Origin of the sequence: Zunongwangia sp. HGR-M22 (assembly GCF_027594425.1) — a bacterium.
GTDB lineage: Bacteria > Bacteroidota > Bacteroidia > Flavobacteriales > Flavobacteriaceae > Zunongwangia.
In genome coordinates this window covers 1,298,448-1,315,201 of sequence record NZ_CP115159.1, presented here as the reverse complement: position 1 = coordinate 1,315,201, position 16,754 = coordinate 1,298,448, and the positions used below count along the sequence as shown (strand labels likewise).

Genomic DNA, 16,754 nt, shown 5'->3' with positions numbered 1-16,754 from the left:
TTTCTTATTTTACATACATTGACTGTATCTCTCTTCGCATGAAATGTTACGGTTTTGTATAAGTAAAGTAACGGATTTTAAGCACTGAGTTTTCGGATTATAGTCAACCTTTAATTTATTCATATTCTTTCTATTAAGCTATTAAATCACTGTTTTTATATAAGTTATTGTATGCCGTTTTTATATTAATCCCCCACCTTCACTTTTTATCCAATCTCTAATTATATATTCCTTAAAATCATTTTCCTTAGCGTGTTCTAATACTATAATTTGAGGTTTAACTTTTGTATTTTTATATATTAATTGGATTTCCTCATTTAAAACAGTAAATATGTTGATTACTTGTTTAATGTTTTCATCATAATTTTCCACGTCTTCAGAGTCTAATTCACTTTTTTTAGCAGTTCTTGGAAAATATACTTGGCTTGGTTGATCTATCATTAAAAATGACGGAATTATAGATTTAGAATTGCTACAAGATAAATGCAAGAAAGATAAGAACAAAGAAAGATGACAGGCTAACCAATTTGCTCCACTTCCCATTTCATATAATCTTATTTTATCTGATTTGTGTTTATGATAAAAACTAAAATCATCAATATTAAAGTGAAAATCAATAGGTTTAAGTTCTTCTTCAAAATCTAGTTTACTTGCAATTCTATCCATTTGTTCTTTTATAAATAGTTCAGTTTCTGCTTTGAATTGCTTGATGTTCTTGTATTTTGAAATTCTTTTATTGTACTCTTTTAATTGTTCTTTTAAAGCCTTTAAATCACCATTGAACTTAGATAAATCGTTAGATTCTAAAAGATGTTTTATTGTCGTTTCTAACACACCTTTTTGGTGTATTATTGATTCTCTTTTTCCTTTTATTTTTTCGATATCAACATTTTCTTTTGTAAGTATTTCAATGTTGCTGGATATTGATTTTATTTTGGTTATTATATCTTTTCTATCTTTTCTAAATTTCTCAATGATCTGGGTACTGTCTTTTGAAAATGTATTAACTTTAGTTAGTTCTTCAATTAATTTACTTTTTGATTCATTTAAATTTTTAATATTCTCACTTATATCTGAAACTGAATTGTTGCACAAAGGGCAAGCTAGTTCATCAATTGAAGTATTGTATTTTTGCTTAGCATTGGTTTGTTTTAGATGTTTTGCATAATCTAAACTATCTTCTGAATTTGATAGAAGACTGGAAATAGCATTTTCAATTGCATTTTTCTCAACATAGAGCACTTCTCTTTCATTTTCTAATTGAGCTAGTTTAGTAAATGATTTTGTTTGGTCTGTGAGTATTTTTGGCGGAATAGGTAGATTAAGACCTATCTTTTTTAATTCTCGTAATGAAAGTCCTTCTTCTAATGTAAGATCTAACATTGTATAATAAATTTGTATTTGGTCTCTAATATTATCTATTTGATTTGATTTTTTTTCTTGAAGTCGAGCTAGGATTTTTTCTTCAGCTTTTATTTTCCTTTCAGTTTCTTTAATTAGTTTTACTAGCTGATAATATTCGCTATCTACTATACCTAATAAGACAGGTAAGGCTTGAATAACTCTTTTACGTTTGGCTATTTCATCAAATCTATAGAATAGTGAATGTTTATTTGCAATTAAGTTTTGATGTTGAAAAAGGAAAGAAACTGTGTCTCTAATCGATAATTTACCGAAATTCTCGTAATCTGATTCCAAATTTTTTAATGATAAACCAAGTATTTCTTCAAATTCAGTTTGAACATCATTTTTAATTGGTTTTAATGATATGTCATTAAAATAATCATACTTAATATCTTCAATTGTTTTATAGTCAGTTTCAATTTTTAAGTATGCACTTCTCATATTCCCTGTATTTGATCCGGGACGACCAATAACAATGTAGAATTCATTTACTTTATAAACAACTACAAATAAATTTGCAAAATCAGTTATCTTACCAACAGGAACACTTGACCTTGATGAAAATAAACAATAATCAATTATTTCAATAAGTGCACTTTTGCCAGTTTTAGAATCGCCAGTTATGATGTTTAGCCCATCATTGAAAGGAATGTGACGCTTATTCCCAGTATCATTAAAAATGACTATTTGTTTTATAGTTGTACTCATATTTCTATAATTCTAAGTTTTTTAAATACTGATAAATACTGTTCCTTTCCTAAAATAACACCTAAATTATAAGCTGATTTATAAATAGGCTTTAAGTAAATATCATTTTCTTCTCTATAGTGAATTTCAGTCTTTGGAATCAAAAATTCATTTATATCTAAATCGATTTCATTAGCAAGAAGAATAATAGAGGTGTTTGTAGTTTTACGATAGTCATTTATTCTTTGATTTAGAGAGCTAATGAAAATATCAAAATCTGCGTTGACAATAAAAGCATTGAATTTAGAATTTGCTTTTAAATTTTTTAGTTTACTTTGAATTTGATTATTGTAAATAAATGGTAATAAAAGATATACTAATTCGGTCTTTATACATTTTGAATTAACAGATTTTGCACCACTTAAAAAGTGATGTAAAATTTTACTAGTATGAAACGGTGAAAATACTAACCTTTCTATATCACTTGCTCTCATCTTCTGATTTTAGATTAATATCAATAGATTTAATTTCTACATTATGTAGTAATCGACCTTTAGGGTAATATGATCTTATATTTCTTACACCTTCTATTGTTGTTTTTGAAGAAATTTGACTAATACTATCATCAAAAAAACGTCTTGATTTTTCATTGGTGTCGCACTTATCAGTTAGTTGGTCTAAGTGACTATCTTTAAGTTCAAGAATAACATCTTTAATATCATCATCGTAGTTATCAAGATTTTCAGACAAACTGGTTCTTGCTTCAATCATTTTCATTTGGCTTTCAGAAGCCTTTAAATAATTACTCATTGAGTTACCAATTTTTATATCATATTGGATTTTTTCTAAAATTTTTACAAAATGAAAATTATCTTTTGTTGAAATGTCAGTAGTAGCTTTTGAAATTGGAAAATTCAAATCTGCAATTTTGTAGTTATTAGCAAACGCTCTTGAATTTTCTCTGAAGGAGTCTATTACAATTTCCCAAATGTAATCTGTTGAATTGATTAGCTGAAGAGAAATATAACCAAATAGAAAACATATAAATTCTTCTCTGTTTTTTGATTCTATATGACTTGTAACTGCTGGATGTTCTAATAAAATATCTTTGTAATATTCTTTTGCTGACTCTTGATTTGCTTTTATTTCAAATTTACTAAGAATGCTTTCTAACTTTTTTTTATCAAACGCATTTACAATGTCGAAATATGATTTTATGCTGTCATTTGATTTTACCGTAATAATTTTATTGATCTTTTCAGATTTGTTTAAATCATTCCATTTTTCAAAGATTGATCCTTGTTTTACTTCTGCTGTAGTGTGTAAAATGAATTTATCATAAAAACGAAACGTATCATATTCTGTTAATATATTAGATAGAGTTTTCCAGAAGTCAGTATGTGTGTCAATTAATTTTTTATCATCTTTAATCGAATGTTTAACTTCTAGAGATGTCGTTCCATCTGAAACATCTCCCAAACATTCTAAATAAATTTTAGTACCGTCTTTAGCTTCAAAACATTCTTTTAAAGCAACCATTTCTTGATATTTAAATCCTAATATTTTAGTAGAAGCATCAGATTTTGAACTCATATTGTGATTGGTTTCTTAAAATGTATACTACGGTTACGCAAGTTACGGGAGTAGGGATGTGAACTTGTCGGATTAACCATTTTCTTGCCTGGTTTCTAAAATTACACTTTTTATATAACACCTGTTATTTGTGATGAACCGACTTATGCAAAGTGCTTATTCCATTGTTCCACAGCATCATTGTAATCTTGGACATCATATTGAATTAAATCTCCCATATACTGTACTATCTCCTTTTGTTGTTTAGAAGCGTTTGTCATTGTTTCGGTGATTTTGGTTTCAAATATTTTATTCTTTTCAAGTTCCTCGTAAAAATCCAATACACTTTTAAAAACTTTATTGATGTTTATATCAATGCCCATCTTTTTAAAAAACTCACTTTGATTTAGATAATTTATAATATTTAGGTTTACAGTAAACAATCGAAGAAATGGATGCGGATGCTTATGTTCTTTGTAGTAAATATTTGGAAGGTCCTCATAAAAATTTGCTATATGGTTGAGTAGACAAGAGCATAGAATAATGATCGTAAGTTCTACATTTTCCTCACTAATATTATCTCCAAAGCTTTTTTTAATATATTGCTGGATATGGCTAGCTATTGCAATAGAAGCAAGAGTATCCGCATTTGTTTCCATATGTTGTTTAACTTGGTCATAAGTAGACGTTTCTACAAAACGTTCTTGTAATGATATATTCTCTCTCTTTTTTTCAAATTGAATCAAGTGAGCAAATTCGTGGTAATATGTAAATTGTGTCGCAATTTGAAAAGCTAATCCAGTTATTGGATTATCAAAATGCTTAATTATATCAGAATGATGTTTCTCTAGATATTCATCAAATTCCTTATTCTGTAAATAATTGTCTTGGCATTTTTTTATTAAGCCTACATTAATCTGTATTGAAAAAGCATCATTTTTATATTGCGCGCAAGCATTAGAGTCATAAAATCCAGTATAGACAAAAACTGTTGGTTCAATATTATATATTTCTATATTGTCGTTTAGATGTTGTCTGCAAAATTTATAATAGTCAGTGCATAAATCTTCAAACGGAGTTTCTCTAAAATCAAATATATCTCCGGATTTGATAGCGTCTTTTTCTTTTGCTAATTTTATTTCATTATCGTAATTCATAGTATTTTGAATAACAGTCATTATAAATAAAAAAGTGCCGATTTACCGGAGTATTAATCCGATTATCGACACTTTTTTCAAATCTTATATATTTTGTTCTTCACTATTTCTTATCTAAAAGTTTCTCTAAATAAGCCACTTTCTCCTTTTCAGCTTCAAGTAAACGCTCGTAAAGCTTTTCTTTTTCTTCATATGCGCTAACTAGTTTATCGATCGGATTGAATGTACAACCATAATTTACTGCGGAGGAATTATCTACATGGTATGTATTGCCAATAATATTTAAAATAGCTTCTTCACTAAAATTATCGATAGCTTCTTTACTTACCCCTAAAGCTTTAGCCACTTTTTCAAGCTTTTCATCTTCAATATGCTCGCTTTGTTCCAAACTGGATACACTTTGTTGACTAATCCCTAATTCTGCGGCAAGGGCTTCTTGCTTCATTCCTCGAAGTTCTCTGATTCGGCTGATTTTTCTACCGATATGACTGTTTTTTGTTGCTGTGCTCATAATCTCAAAGATAAACATTCTTTTTAAAAGTTTCGCTCATCACCCTTTGGAGTAAAAAACAAGCTCTCTATTGTTTTTTACTGGTCATTTTGGTTCGCTACGGTCGCTTCTTTTTAAAACTTGAAGGCTCATTGACCATCGTTGAAGTTTCACTTTAAAACCTTTTGATCTATGCGTACCAACTTGCATCCACCCAAAGTTATCGAATTTGCGTTAGCCCAAATTACGGAAATCCTCATTATCAACTTTAAAATTTACCGCTATGAAAAATTTACAGTCCTTAGATATTAAAAAGATCGTTACTGCAATTACCAGTATCGTTGAAACTTTATTTATCTATCAATATAGAGATTTCTTGATTATTATTTGCTCCTACAGTTATCAAGGTACCTGGTCAAAGAAAAAAAAGGCTTTATTGAACCTCGTGGAAAAAGAAAATTTTACATTCCAACTATTTTCGTTAGAGTATTATCAAGAGCAAATAAAACTAAACAATCCGTTTTTTCTTTTGCGCTGTATAAGCGAACAGCTTGTTTTAAAAAATGACACTAATCCTGAAGCAACTGTAGACCAACCATATTATTCAGCGGAGCTATTGGAATCTATAAAACTAAATTTCAAAATGGAATTAGAAAAGGCAATTTCCTTTAATAAGGGAGTTCCTTTTTATAAGGAGCAATCAAATTTAAAACAAGCCTGTTTTATGCTCCACCAATACATCGAATTACTTTATAGATCCGCTGGCTTATTTTTATTGGGAAAGGCTAAGGTATGTCATTCTATCGCTCAGCAACAGCAATATGTACTAAGATTCTATAGAGAGCTCCGTATTTTCAATATAGAAGATGAGAATGATAACAGAATCCTTACCCTATTGGACAAATCATATATAGCGGCACGTTATGAAGAATTCACTATTTCTTTAGAGGATTTAGAAGTGATTCAAACTAAAGCAGCAGAATTGGAGCAAAAGCTTCGAAAATCCCTTAATAATTGCTTTCATGAAATACAGGTGAAAAGTTTGACGTCGCCGGTTTTAAATAGCACTAATCACCCGACTTCAAGTGAACCGAAATTAGTGGCTGTACTCGAAACATTAAAACATGAACTTGATTTGCATACAGCCTACTTGATGGGAAGTCGCATGACGAAGATCGACAAACAAAATCATTTCAAACAAAAGAATAGTCAAATATCAGAAAAATCAATATTTACGCTGGTGGTAATTACCAATAATGATCTTGAAGATAGTATTTCAACTATTATGGATCGTATGAATTGCCAATTACAAGATTGTAAAGTTTTCCTTATTCAATACACTGTAATGGATGTATCCATTTTGCTTGATCGTGGCTATTATTTTTTACAACATTGTTTGGATAAAGCTTTACCAGTATATAGTGAGTGTAGCTCATCTTTTAAGAGGTATGAAATAACTTATTATAAAAAAACATTTGAAAAGATTCTGAAGGTTTGGCAAACACATTATGATCGCGCTTCTTACTTCATGGAAACTTTAGTGGATGCTTACGGTGAAATGCCGGAAGGAACAATTACAAAGCTTCAAATACTCCATACGGCAATCGAACAATTATGTTTAGGGATGCTTTATGTGTTCTGGGAATATAAGCCTGTCCATTACTCTTTAGATTATCTACTTCATTTATGCAGTAATTTTTCATCGGCTCCGGATGTATTCATATTCTCAGAGTCATTTTCAAATCAGTATTCGTATGAATTATTAAGAACTGCACCCAGACTATTAAAACGGACTACAAGCGAAATATTAAAAAAAGAGGATATAGAAACTGCCTTCAAAGTCACAGAAAATTTCATGGCTAAAGCGCATAGAGATGTAGCCATAGAACTAGAGCGTTTACGGAAAATTCACTGCGTAGAAGTAATTGTATAATTTTTTAATGTGAACTCTATGAAAAAGTCAGATAAAAAGGAGCTTATGAGATTACGAAAAATATCCAAAACAGCATTTGATAAGCTTCAAGTTTCGAATAAACATAAACATTACAAAACAGAAATTGAGTTTTTCAGTTACAACGAACTATTTAATACCATTCAGGACTTGCTCAAACTATCTATTAATGCCTTATATTATAACCCGAAAGATTCATCACCCTATATCCATCACGAACCAGATATTCAATTAATGCTGGAATTAATTTTACAATTGATTCCTTCGAAAGAAGGAGCTTTATTAGATGAAGTTCGAAGTTTTTTAGAAAAGAAGAAGTGTTGATTTAGAGGTTTTTAAATCTCAAATATTTTTGAAAACAAACAAATTGAGTGCTAATTCAAGATGTGTGTCTGTGGACACAATCTTGATTGCTCCCCCTGGTCGCAATTAAAAAAAAGAGATGTTTAAGGGAAAGGATTATTTGATTCCATTTACTTTTTTTATCCAGAGCATTTGCCTTTTTAGTTCCCTTGAAGCATTACCAAAGATTAAATGAAATAGGCTTTAGGATTATTTCATTTACTTCTTTTAGAGCCGTCACATTACCTTTTTGATATGGATTCTTCTACAGGATTTAGGATTAGGAAAAGGGCTATAAATAGGAAAGCGAAGCTGACCGGTTTATGCGCCCGCTAGTCCTAAATCCTGTTCTTTTGAGATCAAAAAGGTAAGGCTGCAAATTTCAAAGTAATCTTCTAGCTGTGAAATTTAGATCGGTCAACCATACCGAAATGTTGCTAAAGCGAACGTGAGCCAAAAGCAAATATTCCGCTTCAATCCAATAAAATTTTTGTTTGCTTTTGGCTTATGTTCAAGACCATTTCGACGAACCGTTTTGACTGCAACATGGTGAAGGGAAATAGGGTGAGGACTACCCAAATTATAGCTGAATTTTCCTTTTACGTCAAATTCGCTGCACCAAACTCTTTATTTATCGGACTTCCGAGAGCCTCTGTCGAAATTTGCGTCAAATATGTCGAAAGAGATATTTTTTAAATATCTAAATATGAGTATGTTATAAAACAACAACACCGCTTTGCGTGTTAGCCTCTTGCTATTCATTTTTTCGATTTTATCTCTCAAATGAATACGGAGGGTCAATTATAATTTATTAAATTCAAATCGTAGTTTACTCACCAAAGATATCAAATGACTATCGAGAATCTTTTAATCATTTATGATACTGATTTCAAGAAAAGAAATTGGTTGGATTGGATAATTTCGCATAGCATGTTTTCTCCTCCTATACATCGATATTCTGGAAGAGCAGAAATTCTCTCAGATCATTTCATCTTTAGAGGCTTTGATAAACAGAAAGATGAAAATGTAGAAATAGTATTATATAGGCATCTAATTACACAACTCTATTTAGGTTATGATAAAATCTATTCTCGTTTTCAAGTTCGGTCTTCTTTTTTTTGGCAGCCAATCAGAATACAATACCAAAATGGAAGCCAAGAAAAACCTGAATATATTTATCTGATAAGTAACTATAATCATTTCTCCACATCGAATAAAGAACTATTTGAAGCATTAAAAATTTGGCTTTCATAATAAATTAGATCGTGAGTTTCTTCAATTAAATCAGAATGCTGCTCAGGCGAACGTGAGCCAAAAGTAAATATTCCGCTTCAATCTATTAGCATTTTTGTTTGCTTTTGGCTTATGTTCAAGACCATTTCGACGAATCGTTTTGACTGCAACAGAGTGAAAGGAAATATGGTGAGGATTGTTCAATAGATACATACAATTTCATTTTTTACTAATTTTTACTGTAAAAAATTGCCTGTTTATAGGGCTTCCCAGAGTTTTTACTGGAAATTTAGTAAAAAACATTTAACGAATAAATCATAAAGTATTAAAAATCAGTATCATGAATAGTTATAACATCGCTCTGCGTGTTATCCTCTTGCTATTCATTTTTCATATTTTTTAAATGCCAATATATAAATTGCTTAGAATGATCTAGACCTGAATTATCTTTATAATCGTCCCATTCCAAATCAATATCATCCAATGAGTTTATATTATTCAATTCAGGAATAATACTTTTTATTTTATGATAAAATCTTTGACCATTTTGCTTTAATCTCTTAGTTAGATAAATGTAATTATCTTGTCTAAAAGCACCATATATTTTTTCATTCCAGAAATGAGGAAAAATTTTGAAAAATGAATAAATATTATCTTTATTGAAAAAGCTACTTATTAAATAGTCTTCTAACTCTTTATGATTATTTTCCGACCAAATTTTTAAAATTAAATGAGCAACATATTTTCTTTTATAAAACTGTTCACCTTCCTTTTTAATATCATGGATTAAGTTTATTTCTAGCTTTTTAAGTAGTGATATATTTCCACCCTGCTTAATAATATCGATAAAATATGTCAACTGGGAGCTATTGAAATAACTGGCAATTTTTAAAATATAATTTTCGTCTTGTGTTGGATCTGTAATTAACCTTTTAGCTATTGATCTAACTATTTCAATATCAAAACCGCCTTCACTATTTTCTATTGATGAAAACGTATTAATATTTTTAGCTAAGAATATTAGTAATTTATTATTGCTTTTATCAGCAACTTTTTCAATTTCTGTTTTGAATCTATAAACAACTTTTCTCTCCTCAACATTCGACTTTAAATTTTTAAAGAGAGATAGGCTTTTTTCTGTAAAATCTTGGTTTATATCTGAAAGTAATTTTGAAAAAGTAATTTCTGATATTTTACCTTTAGTGTGAAAAGAAAAGTATTTTTCAAAATGATCAACATGGTTGATACGTAATTCAGAATCTAATATGTGTAATGGTTTTAACCTCTGATTTTGAAATGATATTATTGTTCCATTTCTATTCATGGGAAATAAAAAATCAATCACTTTATATGCTTTACGCATTTTAGACAGCTCCATTCTTAAGCCTGATTCATTTTTGTTTTCAGATAAAAAATCATTAAAGTCTATAGTTTCCACAAATGGAAAATTCGATTCCAGATTATGAGCATAATTTTTGATCATCTGATATGCCTTAAAATATTTGATTTTTAAATATTCAATCCAGAATAAATCGTGCAAATTTACCTCTTCTCCAATCGCAAAATATGATACTGCAAATGAATTCAAAATTCTTATAATTTCACGAGGCGAGTTGAAATAGTCTCCTCTGAGACTATATATCAATTCATTCTTATTATCTTCATCAATAAATTTATTATCTAATATAGATTTCACTTTTTCTTTAACAAAGTAATCCAAATCAGATTTTTCTATTAAAGGTAGTTCTAATGGTATATTAATTATTTTTTCAAGAAAATCTATTCCAGATTGTTTTTTGCTTCCATATCTACTGTGAATCGCCTTTGCCACATAGTCGGGATCTAAGCATACTAAAAAAACTAAATTTTTAAAATCCGCATTGACTTTAATTAATTTGAATAAAGTGAAAATTTCATCCTTATCTAGGCGATCTACATCATCAATGAAAATTATAATTTTTTTTGATGACTGATCTAAAGAATGATTGACCTCATTTTTTAGATCATCTAAACTTTTCTCATTTCCTTCTAAGTCCTCACCTAATCTTTGTAATATTTCATAAGGTTCAATTGAAATTCCTGCGTTAAAAACTTTAGGAATACCAACAGAGGCTGATAATTTTACAGCCTTTAAATATCTACTATACTTTTTTATTAATTTACCTGCTTTTTTTAATTGCTCATCATCAGTATAATTAAGTTTTCTACTTAATGTATCGAAAAAATCGAACAACATTTCTTCTTTAGATTGATATAGCCAAGGATTATAATGAAATTTTATAAATGGCTTATCATCTTTATTTTTCTTGAAAAGTTCAATATCTTTTTCAATTAGTCTTAAGAGAGAAGTCTTTCCCGAACCCCACTTTCCGTATATTCCGATGGTGAGAGGTTCTGAATTGTAAGAATATCCTTGAATGATTTTCTTAATTTTTTGGGCAAAATGCTCAAAATTAAAAAAATCTTCTTCTGGATTATTTATTGGGTTGTTACTATTAAATGATATTTTCTTATTCAAAGTTGAGATATATTATTTTTTCAGAAAGTTGATCTTAAATTTTTAAAATAATTAATTTAACTTTTATTTCCGATCTATCAATGCTTCATATACTAGATATCTTAAATATTCTTTTCCGTCAATTTCTAACCCCTCTAACATTATTAATTTATTGAAGGTCTCCAATAACTCCGCAGTATTTTTTATTTGAACCATCAATAACTTTTTTAATTCTTCCTTGTTCTTTTTTATTTCCTCCGTATTTGAGTTCTCAATTTTAATTCTGATTAGGTGTAAAATCTGTCCATGGTCCTTTATTTTAGAGATAACTTTAACATCATCATATAAAGTTTCAAAAACTTCCTTTGATTTTGCGAAGTCATTTAAGTTATAAAAAGCCTTTTCAGGACCAGTTCCATGATTTATTGTTAGAACTTTTGTTTTTATATCCTTAGGTTTTATATAGATGTTATTATCCTCATTATTTTTATTTTTAAATGAAATAGATGCTACTGTTGAAAATTTGAGTGCTTCTTTTTTTGTTTCATCATTAGAGACCTGAATTGTATTTTGTAGATAACCAACACCTTGAATTTCCTTTAACTCAGTTGTTTTAAAGAATATTCTTATCGCAGATTCATTAAATTCACAAAATGCGATTTCATATTTAACATCAGAAATTAAACTTTCATAGTGGAGTTTAAGTAAAGCAATTACGAAGGCTATATCATTATTGTAATCAAAATATCTATCTTCAGATATAATCGCTCTTAAATAAAAATTATCCTCTTTGGTATCATGAATAAGTCTATATCTTTTAATATGCTCAGCTTTGGATTTTAAACGTTCTAAATTTTCGCTTAAAATGTCATTATAACCATTTCTGAGAAGACTTGAGGCATATCTATCAATATTATAAAGGTGCGAAAAAAAATCTCTTTCTCCTGAATGAATAGGGATAACTTTAATTGATTCTTTGCTAATCTCTTCAAAGTACTCATTCGTATTTAAATTGTTAAATAAGAGTCCAAATTGATCTTTGTAATCAAACTCAATATTTTTCAAATTACTTTTTAAATCGATTTTTGTAAATCTAGAGTTTAATGATTTGAGAATAGTAAAAAGAGTAGATGATCCTTTAATATTGATGAATTTTTCATCAAGGTTATTTAAATCAAAATATTCGTTTAAGTGGCTAATATATTCACTTTCGGATATTAATGTTAAAAGCCTATTTACATCAATCCCACTATCATCAGTATGAAAATCACTTGGGTTCAGTGTTCTTTTTTTAAAATTATCCATAATATCTAATTTATTTTTTTCCATTACTATCTTTTCTATTACTTCTTACGTGTTCTGAAACTTTTATAGTTTTTCCGTTTACAGTTTTCGTATAAGCCGGAATTCTATTGTACTTTCTTCCTTTTGAATCTTGAGCCATGCTTTTATTTTTTAAAAAATTTCACTTAATTTACATCAGACCCTACCGTTATAGAATTTAATTTGATATCATTTGATGTAAAATGAGGAACTTCCTCATCTATATACTGATAGTGATATATCCTTTTTGGTATATAAATGGAGACGTCTAAAAAAACTAAAATTGATTTTACAGCTATCAATAGTATAGAGCTGTTAGAGTATATTGGAATGAAGAAAGATTTTCCAACAGAAGCAGCTCAGGCATTTGTTGAATTTTGTGCTAGGTTTGAAAGAGATATATTAGAAAAATCAGAAATTTATTGTTCTAAATTTAATTATAACGAAGTTGTAGCTTTGAGAATTGCAAATTGCTGTTTTAGTAGAGTTTGGAAATATCCAACTTTTAATTCTAAAATAGCTAAATCTCGCAATCCAGAAAAAGCAATACTTATATGGATGTATCCAATTATATTTAGGCAGATAATTAAATTCGGAAATGAAAACAAATGTGAGGAAGATGAAATCGAACAGGAATACAAAATCATAACTTCCGTAGATGATTATATAGAATCTTGGGGAGTGACTGATATAGAAAGTAAAAGAGAGTTGAAAGCCAAATTAAGGACAATTGAAAGAACTTTAGATGGACTAAGTCATAAACATAAAGTAATTTATTTTACTTATAAGTTATATGAAAAAGATAACAAAAAACTTCCCCGTTTGCTTTTAGAAAAGTTGAGAGATAATCTTAATATTACCCAAAAATCAATCAACACCTATAAAAATCAGGCTGAAAAAAGAATTGAGTTTTATCTAAATTTTTTAAACAATGACTAAGTCTAAGCACATTGAAAAGATTAAACTTGATGACTTAGAGAGCTGGTTCCGTTCAACAGGGTATTTATGTCCCTTTAATGAACTTGAATTAAGAAGATTCAATAAATTATATGAAGATTATGATTTTAAATTAAAATCTGAAAAAATTGATCCGGCAGCTATTATTGAGCAATCCTTTTTAGATAAATTTATTGATAATAAAGGAAGAATAGTTCGGTTAGATTCTGAAATTGAAGAACTGAAAATGGTCGCAAGAAAAGGAACAAAAAATATACCTCAAAGTATCATCGATAAGATGCGCAAAAAGCATAAAAAAGATGATAATAAATAATCAAGAGATAAAGCAATTTGCTGAGGAAATTGCTCTCGAATATCCTGAAATTGAAACTAATCTAGAAAGAATTGTCGAAGAAGAGGGTATTAAGGTTTTTTATGATTGTTATGATACAGCTACATTTGATGGGATGACTATTTACGAGTATAGCCAGTTCTTTATTCATATTAATTTGGATAGAGGAAATAAACCTTCTACAGCTAGAGCAAGGTTTACCTTAGCACATGAACTGGGGCATTATTTCATTGATACTCATAGAATTGGATTAAAAGAAGGTATTCTCGAACCTCATCCGTCTAAATTAAACAATCACCAATTTACTCGAATTGAAAGAGAAGCCGATTATTTTGCATCTAATCTTTTAATGCCAGAGACTAGATTTAAGAAGTTTATAAATAAAAAACATTTTAATCCAGAACTGTTAAATGATCTTAAGCTGAATTTCAATGTTAGTTTAACTGCTTGTGCTATTCGTTATGCAGACATTGGGAATTGTCCCTTAATGATAGTTTATTCTGAAAATGGCAATGTAAAATGGAAATATTATAGTCTTGATTTTCCTTACAAATATTTATTATATGAAAAGAAAGTTCCTGAGAATACCGTTATGGGAGAATATTTTAATAAGGTTCATAACGACTCTTATAAGATAGAAAAAATTTGGGCAGTTGATATTTTTAATCATGTGTCCCAAAAAGATTTTAATTTATTGGTTAACGAGTACTGCATCTCATATAAAAGTAAAACTTTGAGTATCATTTGGTTTTAATTTTAGAGTTTCAATTTATAACTATTAATTTATTTAAATTCGAAAAGTGTGAAATTGTTTTCATTTAGTCAAGTCAATTGATATTAAATTAAATCATAATGTTTCTGTGACCTATTGATAGCAAATTTCGAAACATCCCGATTGGTAAGAAAAGGGATGAATAGCGTTATGCCAACTACATCACAATTTTCCCCTCAACTTGTCCATATCATTTGAAATTTTAGAATCAATCACTCGTGCATAAATTTGGGTAGTAGATAATTTGGTATGTCCTAAAAGCTTGGAGACTGTTTCTATGGGTACACCATTAGCTAAGGTTACCGTTGTGGCAAAAGTATGCCTTGCTGCATGAAAACTAAGTGCTTTATTGATCTTGACCGCTTTTGTTATCTCTCTTAAGTATTGATTTGTTTTTTGGTTGGAATACACCGGAAGCAAAATATCACTATTACTTACCCGTGGATGTTCTTTATACTTTTCTAGGATGCGTTCGGCTTCTTCCAAAAGTGGAATTCTAAGCAAGGTATTTGTTTTCATTCGCCTTGTATAAATCCATTTTTTCCCATCAATTCCGATTTGAATATGCTTTTTCTTTAGTTCCAATACATCACCATAAGGCAATCCGGTATAGCAGCAAAACACAAAAATATCACGGTTAATGCTAAGGGTAGAGCGCTTGAACTTCTTTTCCTTGATCTTCTGTAACTCTGCTTTCGATAAATACACCATATCGACATGATGAAAACGAAGCTTAAAACGTTTAGTAGGGTTCTTTTCAATCCAATCCAGATCTTCAGCAAGTCGCATAAGCTTTTTAAAACGTTCCATATGTTTCATGACGCCATTGTTACTTAGTGATGGTAGATCACGCAGAAATCGCTCGAAACCAAGCGTAAATTGGTAATCGATCTGTTTTAAATAAAGATCTGAGATGTTACGTTTTTCTTTTAGGTAATTCTTTAGATAAGTTTCTGTAGTCGTATAATTCTTTAATGTTCCATATTTCAAAACACCTTTCATTTTAGTGGAGTGGTAATCCAGTAATTGGATTAAGGTGTAATGTTTTTTATCAATGCCCAAATACCGTGACTTCACTGCACTGGCGGTAATCACCTGATCTTCCTTTTGCAGGCTATCATATGACTTATATAATAGTGCCTTGGTTTCGTCTATCTTTTTGTTGAGTTGTTGGCTTTCCATACTGCTGCCATTTAACTTGCAGGCTGATTGGTTCCAACGGCTTACTTCCAAGCTACGTTTTAGGCTCATTTCAATATAAATGCCGTTAACTGATATTCGGGCATAAAGGAGGGCTTCCTCCGGCTTGTTTTTTTTCTTGCGGATGAAAAAGGAAATCATAAATGTTTGAGTGGTACGCATCGTTTTGTTTTTTAAATGAAACAATAATTAAGGGTTGAAAGCCAAAACGATCAATATGTACTAAGGGGCATGAGGCTAATCAATATACAAAAAATAAGCTCACGATTAACTCACGAAAAAGCCCAAAACTCACGAATAACTCACATTATAGTTGGTGAAGTTTGGTAGAATTTAACGTATTAAAAAGGGTAACTAAATGAAAACCATATAATTACCCTTAATTAACCAAAATTTGGTAGTTTAAAAAGTCGGGATGACAGGACGATCCCCATCTCTCGTATGCCTTGCCAATCGGGAGTTTTCAAACTAAGTTTTTAAAAGGTCACCGAATCGGAATCATTTTTTCAAAATTAATTGACTTGTTTCGTCAATTTCACGGATTACTAAAATAAAAAATTAAATTTCATTAATGGAACAAATCATAAATTATTCCGCTGTATTATTCCATCTTGTAATACAACTGCAATACCATTATTTTCCTTATTATTATATTCTACTTCTACAAAAAATCTGAAAAGCGCGTAAACAGCAAATCGGGAATTCCCCTCTATAACCATATCCAAGAAATCCCCCTGGGTAAATAATAACTCGTATTGCTCATGATCCGATAATAGTTTATATTGGTAAAGCGTCAAAACCTTCATAATCAAAATCTATTAAAAGTAAAAGTAATGAA

The 16,754-nt window shown here is 29.5% G+C and carries 16 protein-coding genes; 6 read left to right on the top strand and 10 right to left on the bottom strand.

The window, feature by feature from the left end; genetic code table 11:
• Positions 1–180: 180 nt before the first annotated feature.
• The 5 genes from PBT91_RS05845 to PBT91_RS05825 all read right to left on the bottom strand — a co-directional run bounded on the left by PBT91_RS05845 (position 181) and on the right by PBT91_RS05825 (position 5,331).
• Positions 181–2,112, bottom strand: coding sequence for a DUF3732 domain-containing protein (locus PBT91_RS05845; protein WP_270060837.1), 1,932 nt, complete (start codon positions 2,110–2,112; stop codon positions 181–183).
• Positions 2,109–2,585 (bottom strand): three component ABC system middle component, encoded by a 477-nt coding sequence (locus PBT91_RS05840; protein WP_270060836.1) that lies wholly within the window; start codon positions 2,583–2,585, stop codon positions 2,109–2,111. Before PBT91_RS05840 ends, PBT91_RS05845 begins: the two co-directional genes overlap by 4 nt.
• Positions 2,572–3,684 (bottom strand): hypothetical protein, encoded by a 1,113-nt coding sequence (locus PBT91_RS05835; protein ID WP_270060835.1) that lies wholly within the window; start codon positions 3,682–3,684, stop codon positions 2,572–2,574. Before PBT91_RS05835 ends, PBT91_RS05840 begins: the two co-directional genes overlap by 14 nt.
• A gap of 143 nt (positions 3,685–3,827) precedes the next feature.
• Entirely contained in the window at positions 3,828–4,820 is a 993-nt protein-coding gene (locus tag PBT91_RS05830) for a hypothetical protein (protein WP_270060834.1), read from the bottom strand.
• 103 nt (positions 4,821–4,923) lie between these two features.
• Positions 4,924–5,331, bottom strand: coding sequence for a helix-turn-helix domain-containing protein (locus tag PBT91_RS05825; RefSeq protein WP_270060833.1), 408 nt, complete (start codon positions 5,329–5,331; stop codon positions 4,924–4,926).
• Positions 5,332–5,593: 262 nt separating this feature from the next.
• On the opposite strand from PBT91_RS05825, the gene PBT91_RS05820 reads away from it, so the two are divergent.
• The 3 genes from PBT91_RS05820 (at position 5,594) to PBT91_RS05810 (ending at position 8,857) form a co-directional block, all read left to right on the top strand.
• Complete coding sequence (locus PBT91_RS05820) at positions 5,594–7,243, top strand: HEPN domain-containing protein (protein ID WP_270060832.1); 1,650 nt, start codon at positions 5,594–5,596, stop codon at positions 7,241–7,243.
• Between the two features lie 45 nt (positions 7,244–7,288).
• Positions 7,289–7,585 carry a hypothetical protein gene (locus PBT91_RS05815; protein WP_270060831.1) on the top strand — a complete coding sequence of 99 codons (297 nt, stop codon included), beginning with the start codon at positions 7,289–7,291 and terminating at the stop codon, positions 7,583–7,585.
• Positions 7,586–8,452: 867 nt separating this feature from the next.
• Entirely contained in the window at positions 8,453–8,857 is a 405-nt protein-coding gene (locus PBT91_RS05810) for a hypothetical protein (protein ID WP_270060830.1), read from the top strand.
• 358 nt (positions 8,858–9,215) lie between these two features.
• Here the strand turns inward: PBT91_RS05810 and PBT91_RS05805 are convergent, their stop codons facing one another.
• The 3 genes from PBT91_RS05805 to PBT91_RS05795 all read right to left on the bottom strand — a co-directional run bounded on the left by PBT91_RS05805 (position 9,216) and on the right by PBT91_RS05795 (position 12,777).
• Positions 9,216–11,354, bottom strand: a complete 2,139-nt coding sequence (locus tag PBT91_RS05805; protein WP_270060829.1) for a KAP family P-loop NTPase fold protein — start codon at positions 11,352–11,354, stop codon at positions 9,216–9,218.
• Between the two features lie 63 nt (positions 11,355–11,417).
• The gene (locus PBT91_RS05800) at positions 11,418–12,662 is read right to left on the bottom strand and encodes a hypothetical protein (protein WP_270060828.1); all 1,245 of its coding nucleotides are present in this window, start codon (positions 12,660–12,662) and stop codon (positions 11,418–11,420) included.
• Positions 12,649–12,777: a hypothetical protein gene (locus PBT91_RS05795; protein WP_270060827.1), complete on the bottom strand. Its 129-nt coding sequence runs from the start codon at positions 12,775–12,777 to the stop codon at positions 12,649–12,651. The genes PBT91_RS05800 and PBT91_RS05795 overlap by 14 nt, the downstream gene beginning before the upstream one ends.
• 137 nt (positions 12,778–12,914) lie before the next feature.
• On the opposite strand from PBT91_RS05795, the gene PBT91_RS05790 reads away from it, so the two are divergent.
• Genes PBT91_RS05790 through PBT91_RS05780 form a run of 3 tightly spaced genes read left to right on the top strand, consistent with a single transcriptional unit; the run spans position 12,915 to position 14,698 of the window.
• Entirely contained in the window at positions 12,915–13,595 is a 681-nt protein-coding gene (locus PBT91_RS05790; RefSeq protein ID WP_270060826.1) for an RNA polymerase subunit sigma, read from the top strand.
• On the top strand, positions 13,588–13,926 hold the full coding sequence (locus PBT91_RS05785) for a hypothetical protein (protein WP_270060825.1): 339 nt from the start codon (positions 13,588–13,590) through the stop codon (positions 13,924–13,926). The genes PBT91_RS05790 and PBT91_RS05785 overlap by 8 nt, the downstream gene beginning before the upstream one ends.
• Positions 13,913–14,698, top strand: a complete 786-nt coding sequence (locus tag PBT91_RS05780) for an ImmA/IrrE family metallo-endopeptidase (RefSeq protein ID WP_270060824.1) — start codon at positions 13,913–13,915, stop codon at positions 14,696–14,698. Before PBT91_RS05785 ends, PBT91_RS05780 begins: the two co-directional genes overlap by 14 nt.
• 180 nt (positions 14,699–14,878) lie before the next feature.
• Here PBT91_RS05780 and PBT91_RS05775 read toward each other — a convergent pair whose 3' ends face one another.
• Both PBT91_RS05775 and PBT91_RS05770 read right to left on the bottom strand, forming a co-directional pair.
• The gene (locus PBT91_RS05775) at positions 14,879–16,078 is read right to left on the bottom strand and encodes a site-specific integrase (RefSeq protein WP_270060823.1); all 1,200 of its coding nucleotides are present in this window, start codon (positions 16,076–16,078) and stop codon (positions 14,879–14,881) included.
• Positions 16,079–16,497: 419 nt separating this feature from the next.
• A complete protein-coding gene (locus tag PBT91_RS05770) occupies positions 16,498–16,722 on the bottom strand; it encodes a hypothetical protein (protein WP_270060822.1) in 225 nt (74 codons plus the stop codon).
• Positions 16,723–16,754: the final 32 nt, after the last annotated feature.

Coding starts and splice junctions, on each gene's coding strand:
- PBT91_RS05830 (WP_270060834.1), bottom strand. CDS start 4,820: ATGAATTACGATAATGAAATAAAATTAGCAAAAGAAAAAGACGCTATC.
- PBT91_RS05840 (WP_270060836.1), bottom strand. CDS start 2,585: ATGAGAGCAAGTGATATAGAAAGGTTAGTATTTTCACCGTTTCATACT.
- PBT91_RS05775 (WP_270060823.1), bottom strand. CDS start 16,078: ATGCGTACCACTCAAACATTTATGATTTCCTTTTTCATCCGCAAGAAA.
- PBT91_RS05825 (WP_270060833.1), bottom strand. CDS start 5,331: ATGAGCACAGCAACAAAAAACAGTCATATCGGTAGAAAAATCAGCCGA.
- PBT91_RS05785 (WP_270060825.1), top strand. CDS start 13,588: ATGACTAAGTCTAAGCACATTGAAAAGATTAAACTTGATGACTTAGAG.
- PBT91_RS05835 (WP_270060835.1), bottom strand. CDS start 3,684: ATGAGTTCAAAATCTGATGCTTCTACTAAAATATTAGGATTTAAATAT.
- PBT91_RS05795 (WP_270060827.1), bottom strand. CDS start 12,777: ATGGCTCAAGATTCAAAAGGAAGAAAGTACAATAGAATTCCGGCTTAT.
- PBT91_RS05780 (WP_270060824.1), top strand. CDS start 13,913: ATGATAATAAATAATCAAGAGATAAAGCAATTTGCTGAGGAAATTGCT.
- PBT91_RS05820 (WP_270060832.1), top strand. CDS start 5,594: ATGAAAAATTTACAGTCCTTAGATATTAAAAAGATCGTTACTGCAATT.
- PBT91_RS05845 (WP_270060837.1), bottom strand. CDS start 2,112: ATGAGTACAACTATAAAACAAATAGTCATTTTTAATGATACTGGGAAT.
- PBT91_RS05790 (WP_270060826.1), top strand. CDS start 12,915: ATGGAGACGTCTAAAAAAACTAAAATTGATTTTACAGCTATCAATAGT.
- PBT91_RS05815 (WP_270060831.1), top strand. CDS start 7,289: ATGAGATTACGAAAAATATCCAAAACAGCATTTGATAAGCTTCAAGTT.
- PBT91_RS05770 (WP_270060822.1), bottom strand. CDS start 16,722: ATGAAGGTTTTGACGCTTTACCAATATAAACTATTATCGGATCATGAG.
- PBT91_RS05810 (WP_270060830.1), top strand. CDS start 8,453: ATGACTATCGAGAATCTTTTAATCATTTATGATACTGATTTCAAGAAA.
- PBT91_RS05800 (WP_270060828.1), bottom strand. CDS start 12,662: ATGGAAAAAAATAAATTAGATATTATGGATAATTTTAAAAAAAGAACA.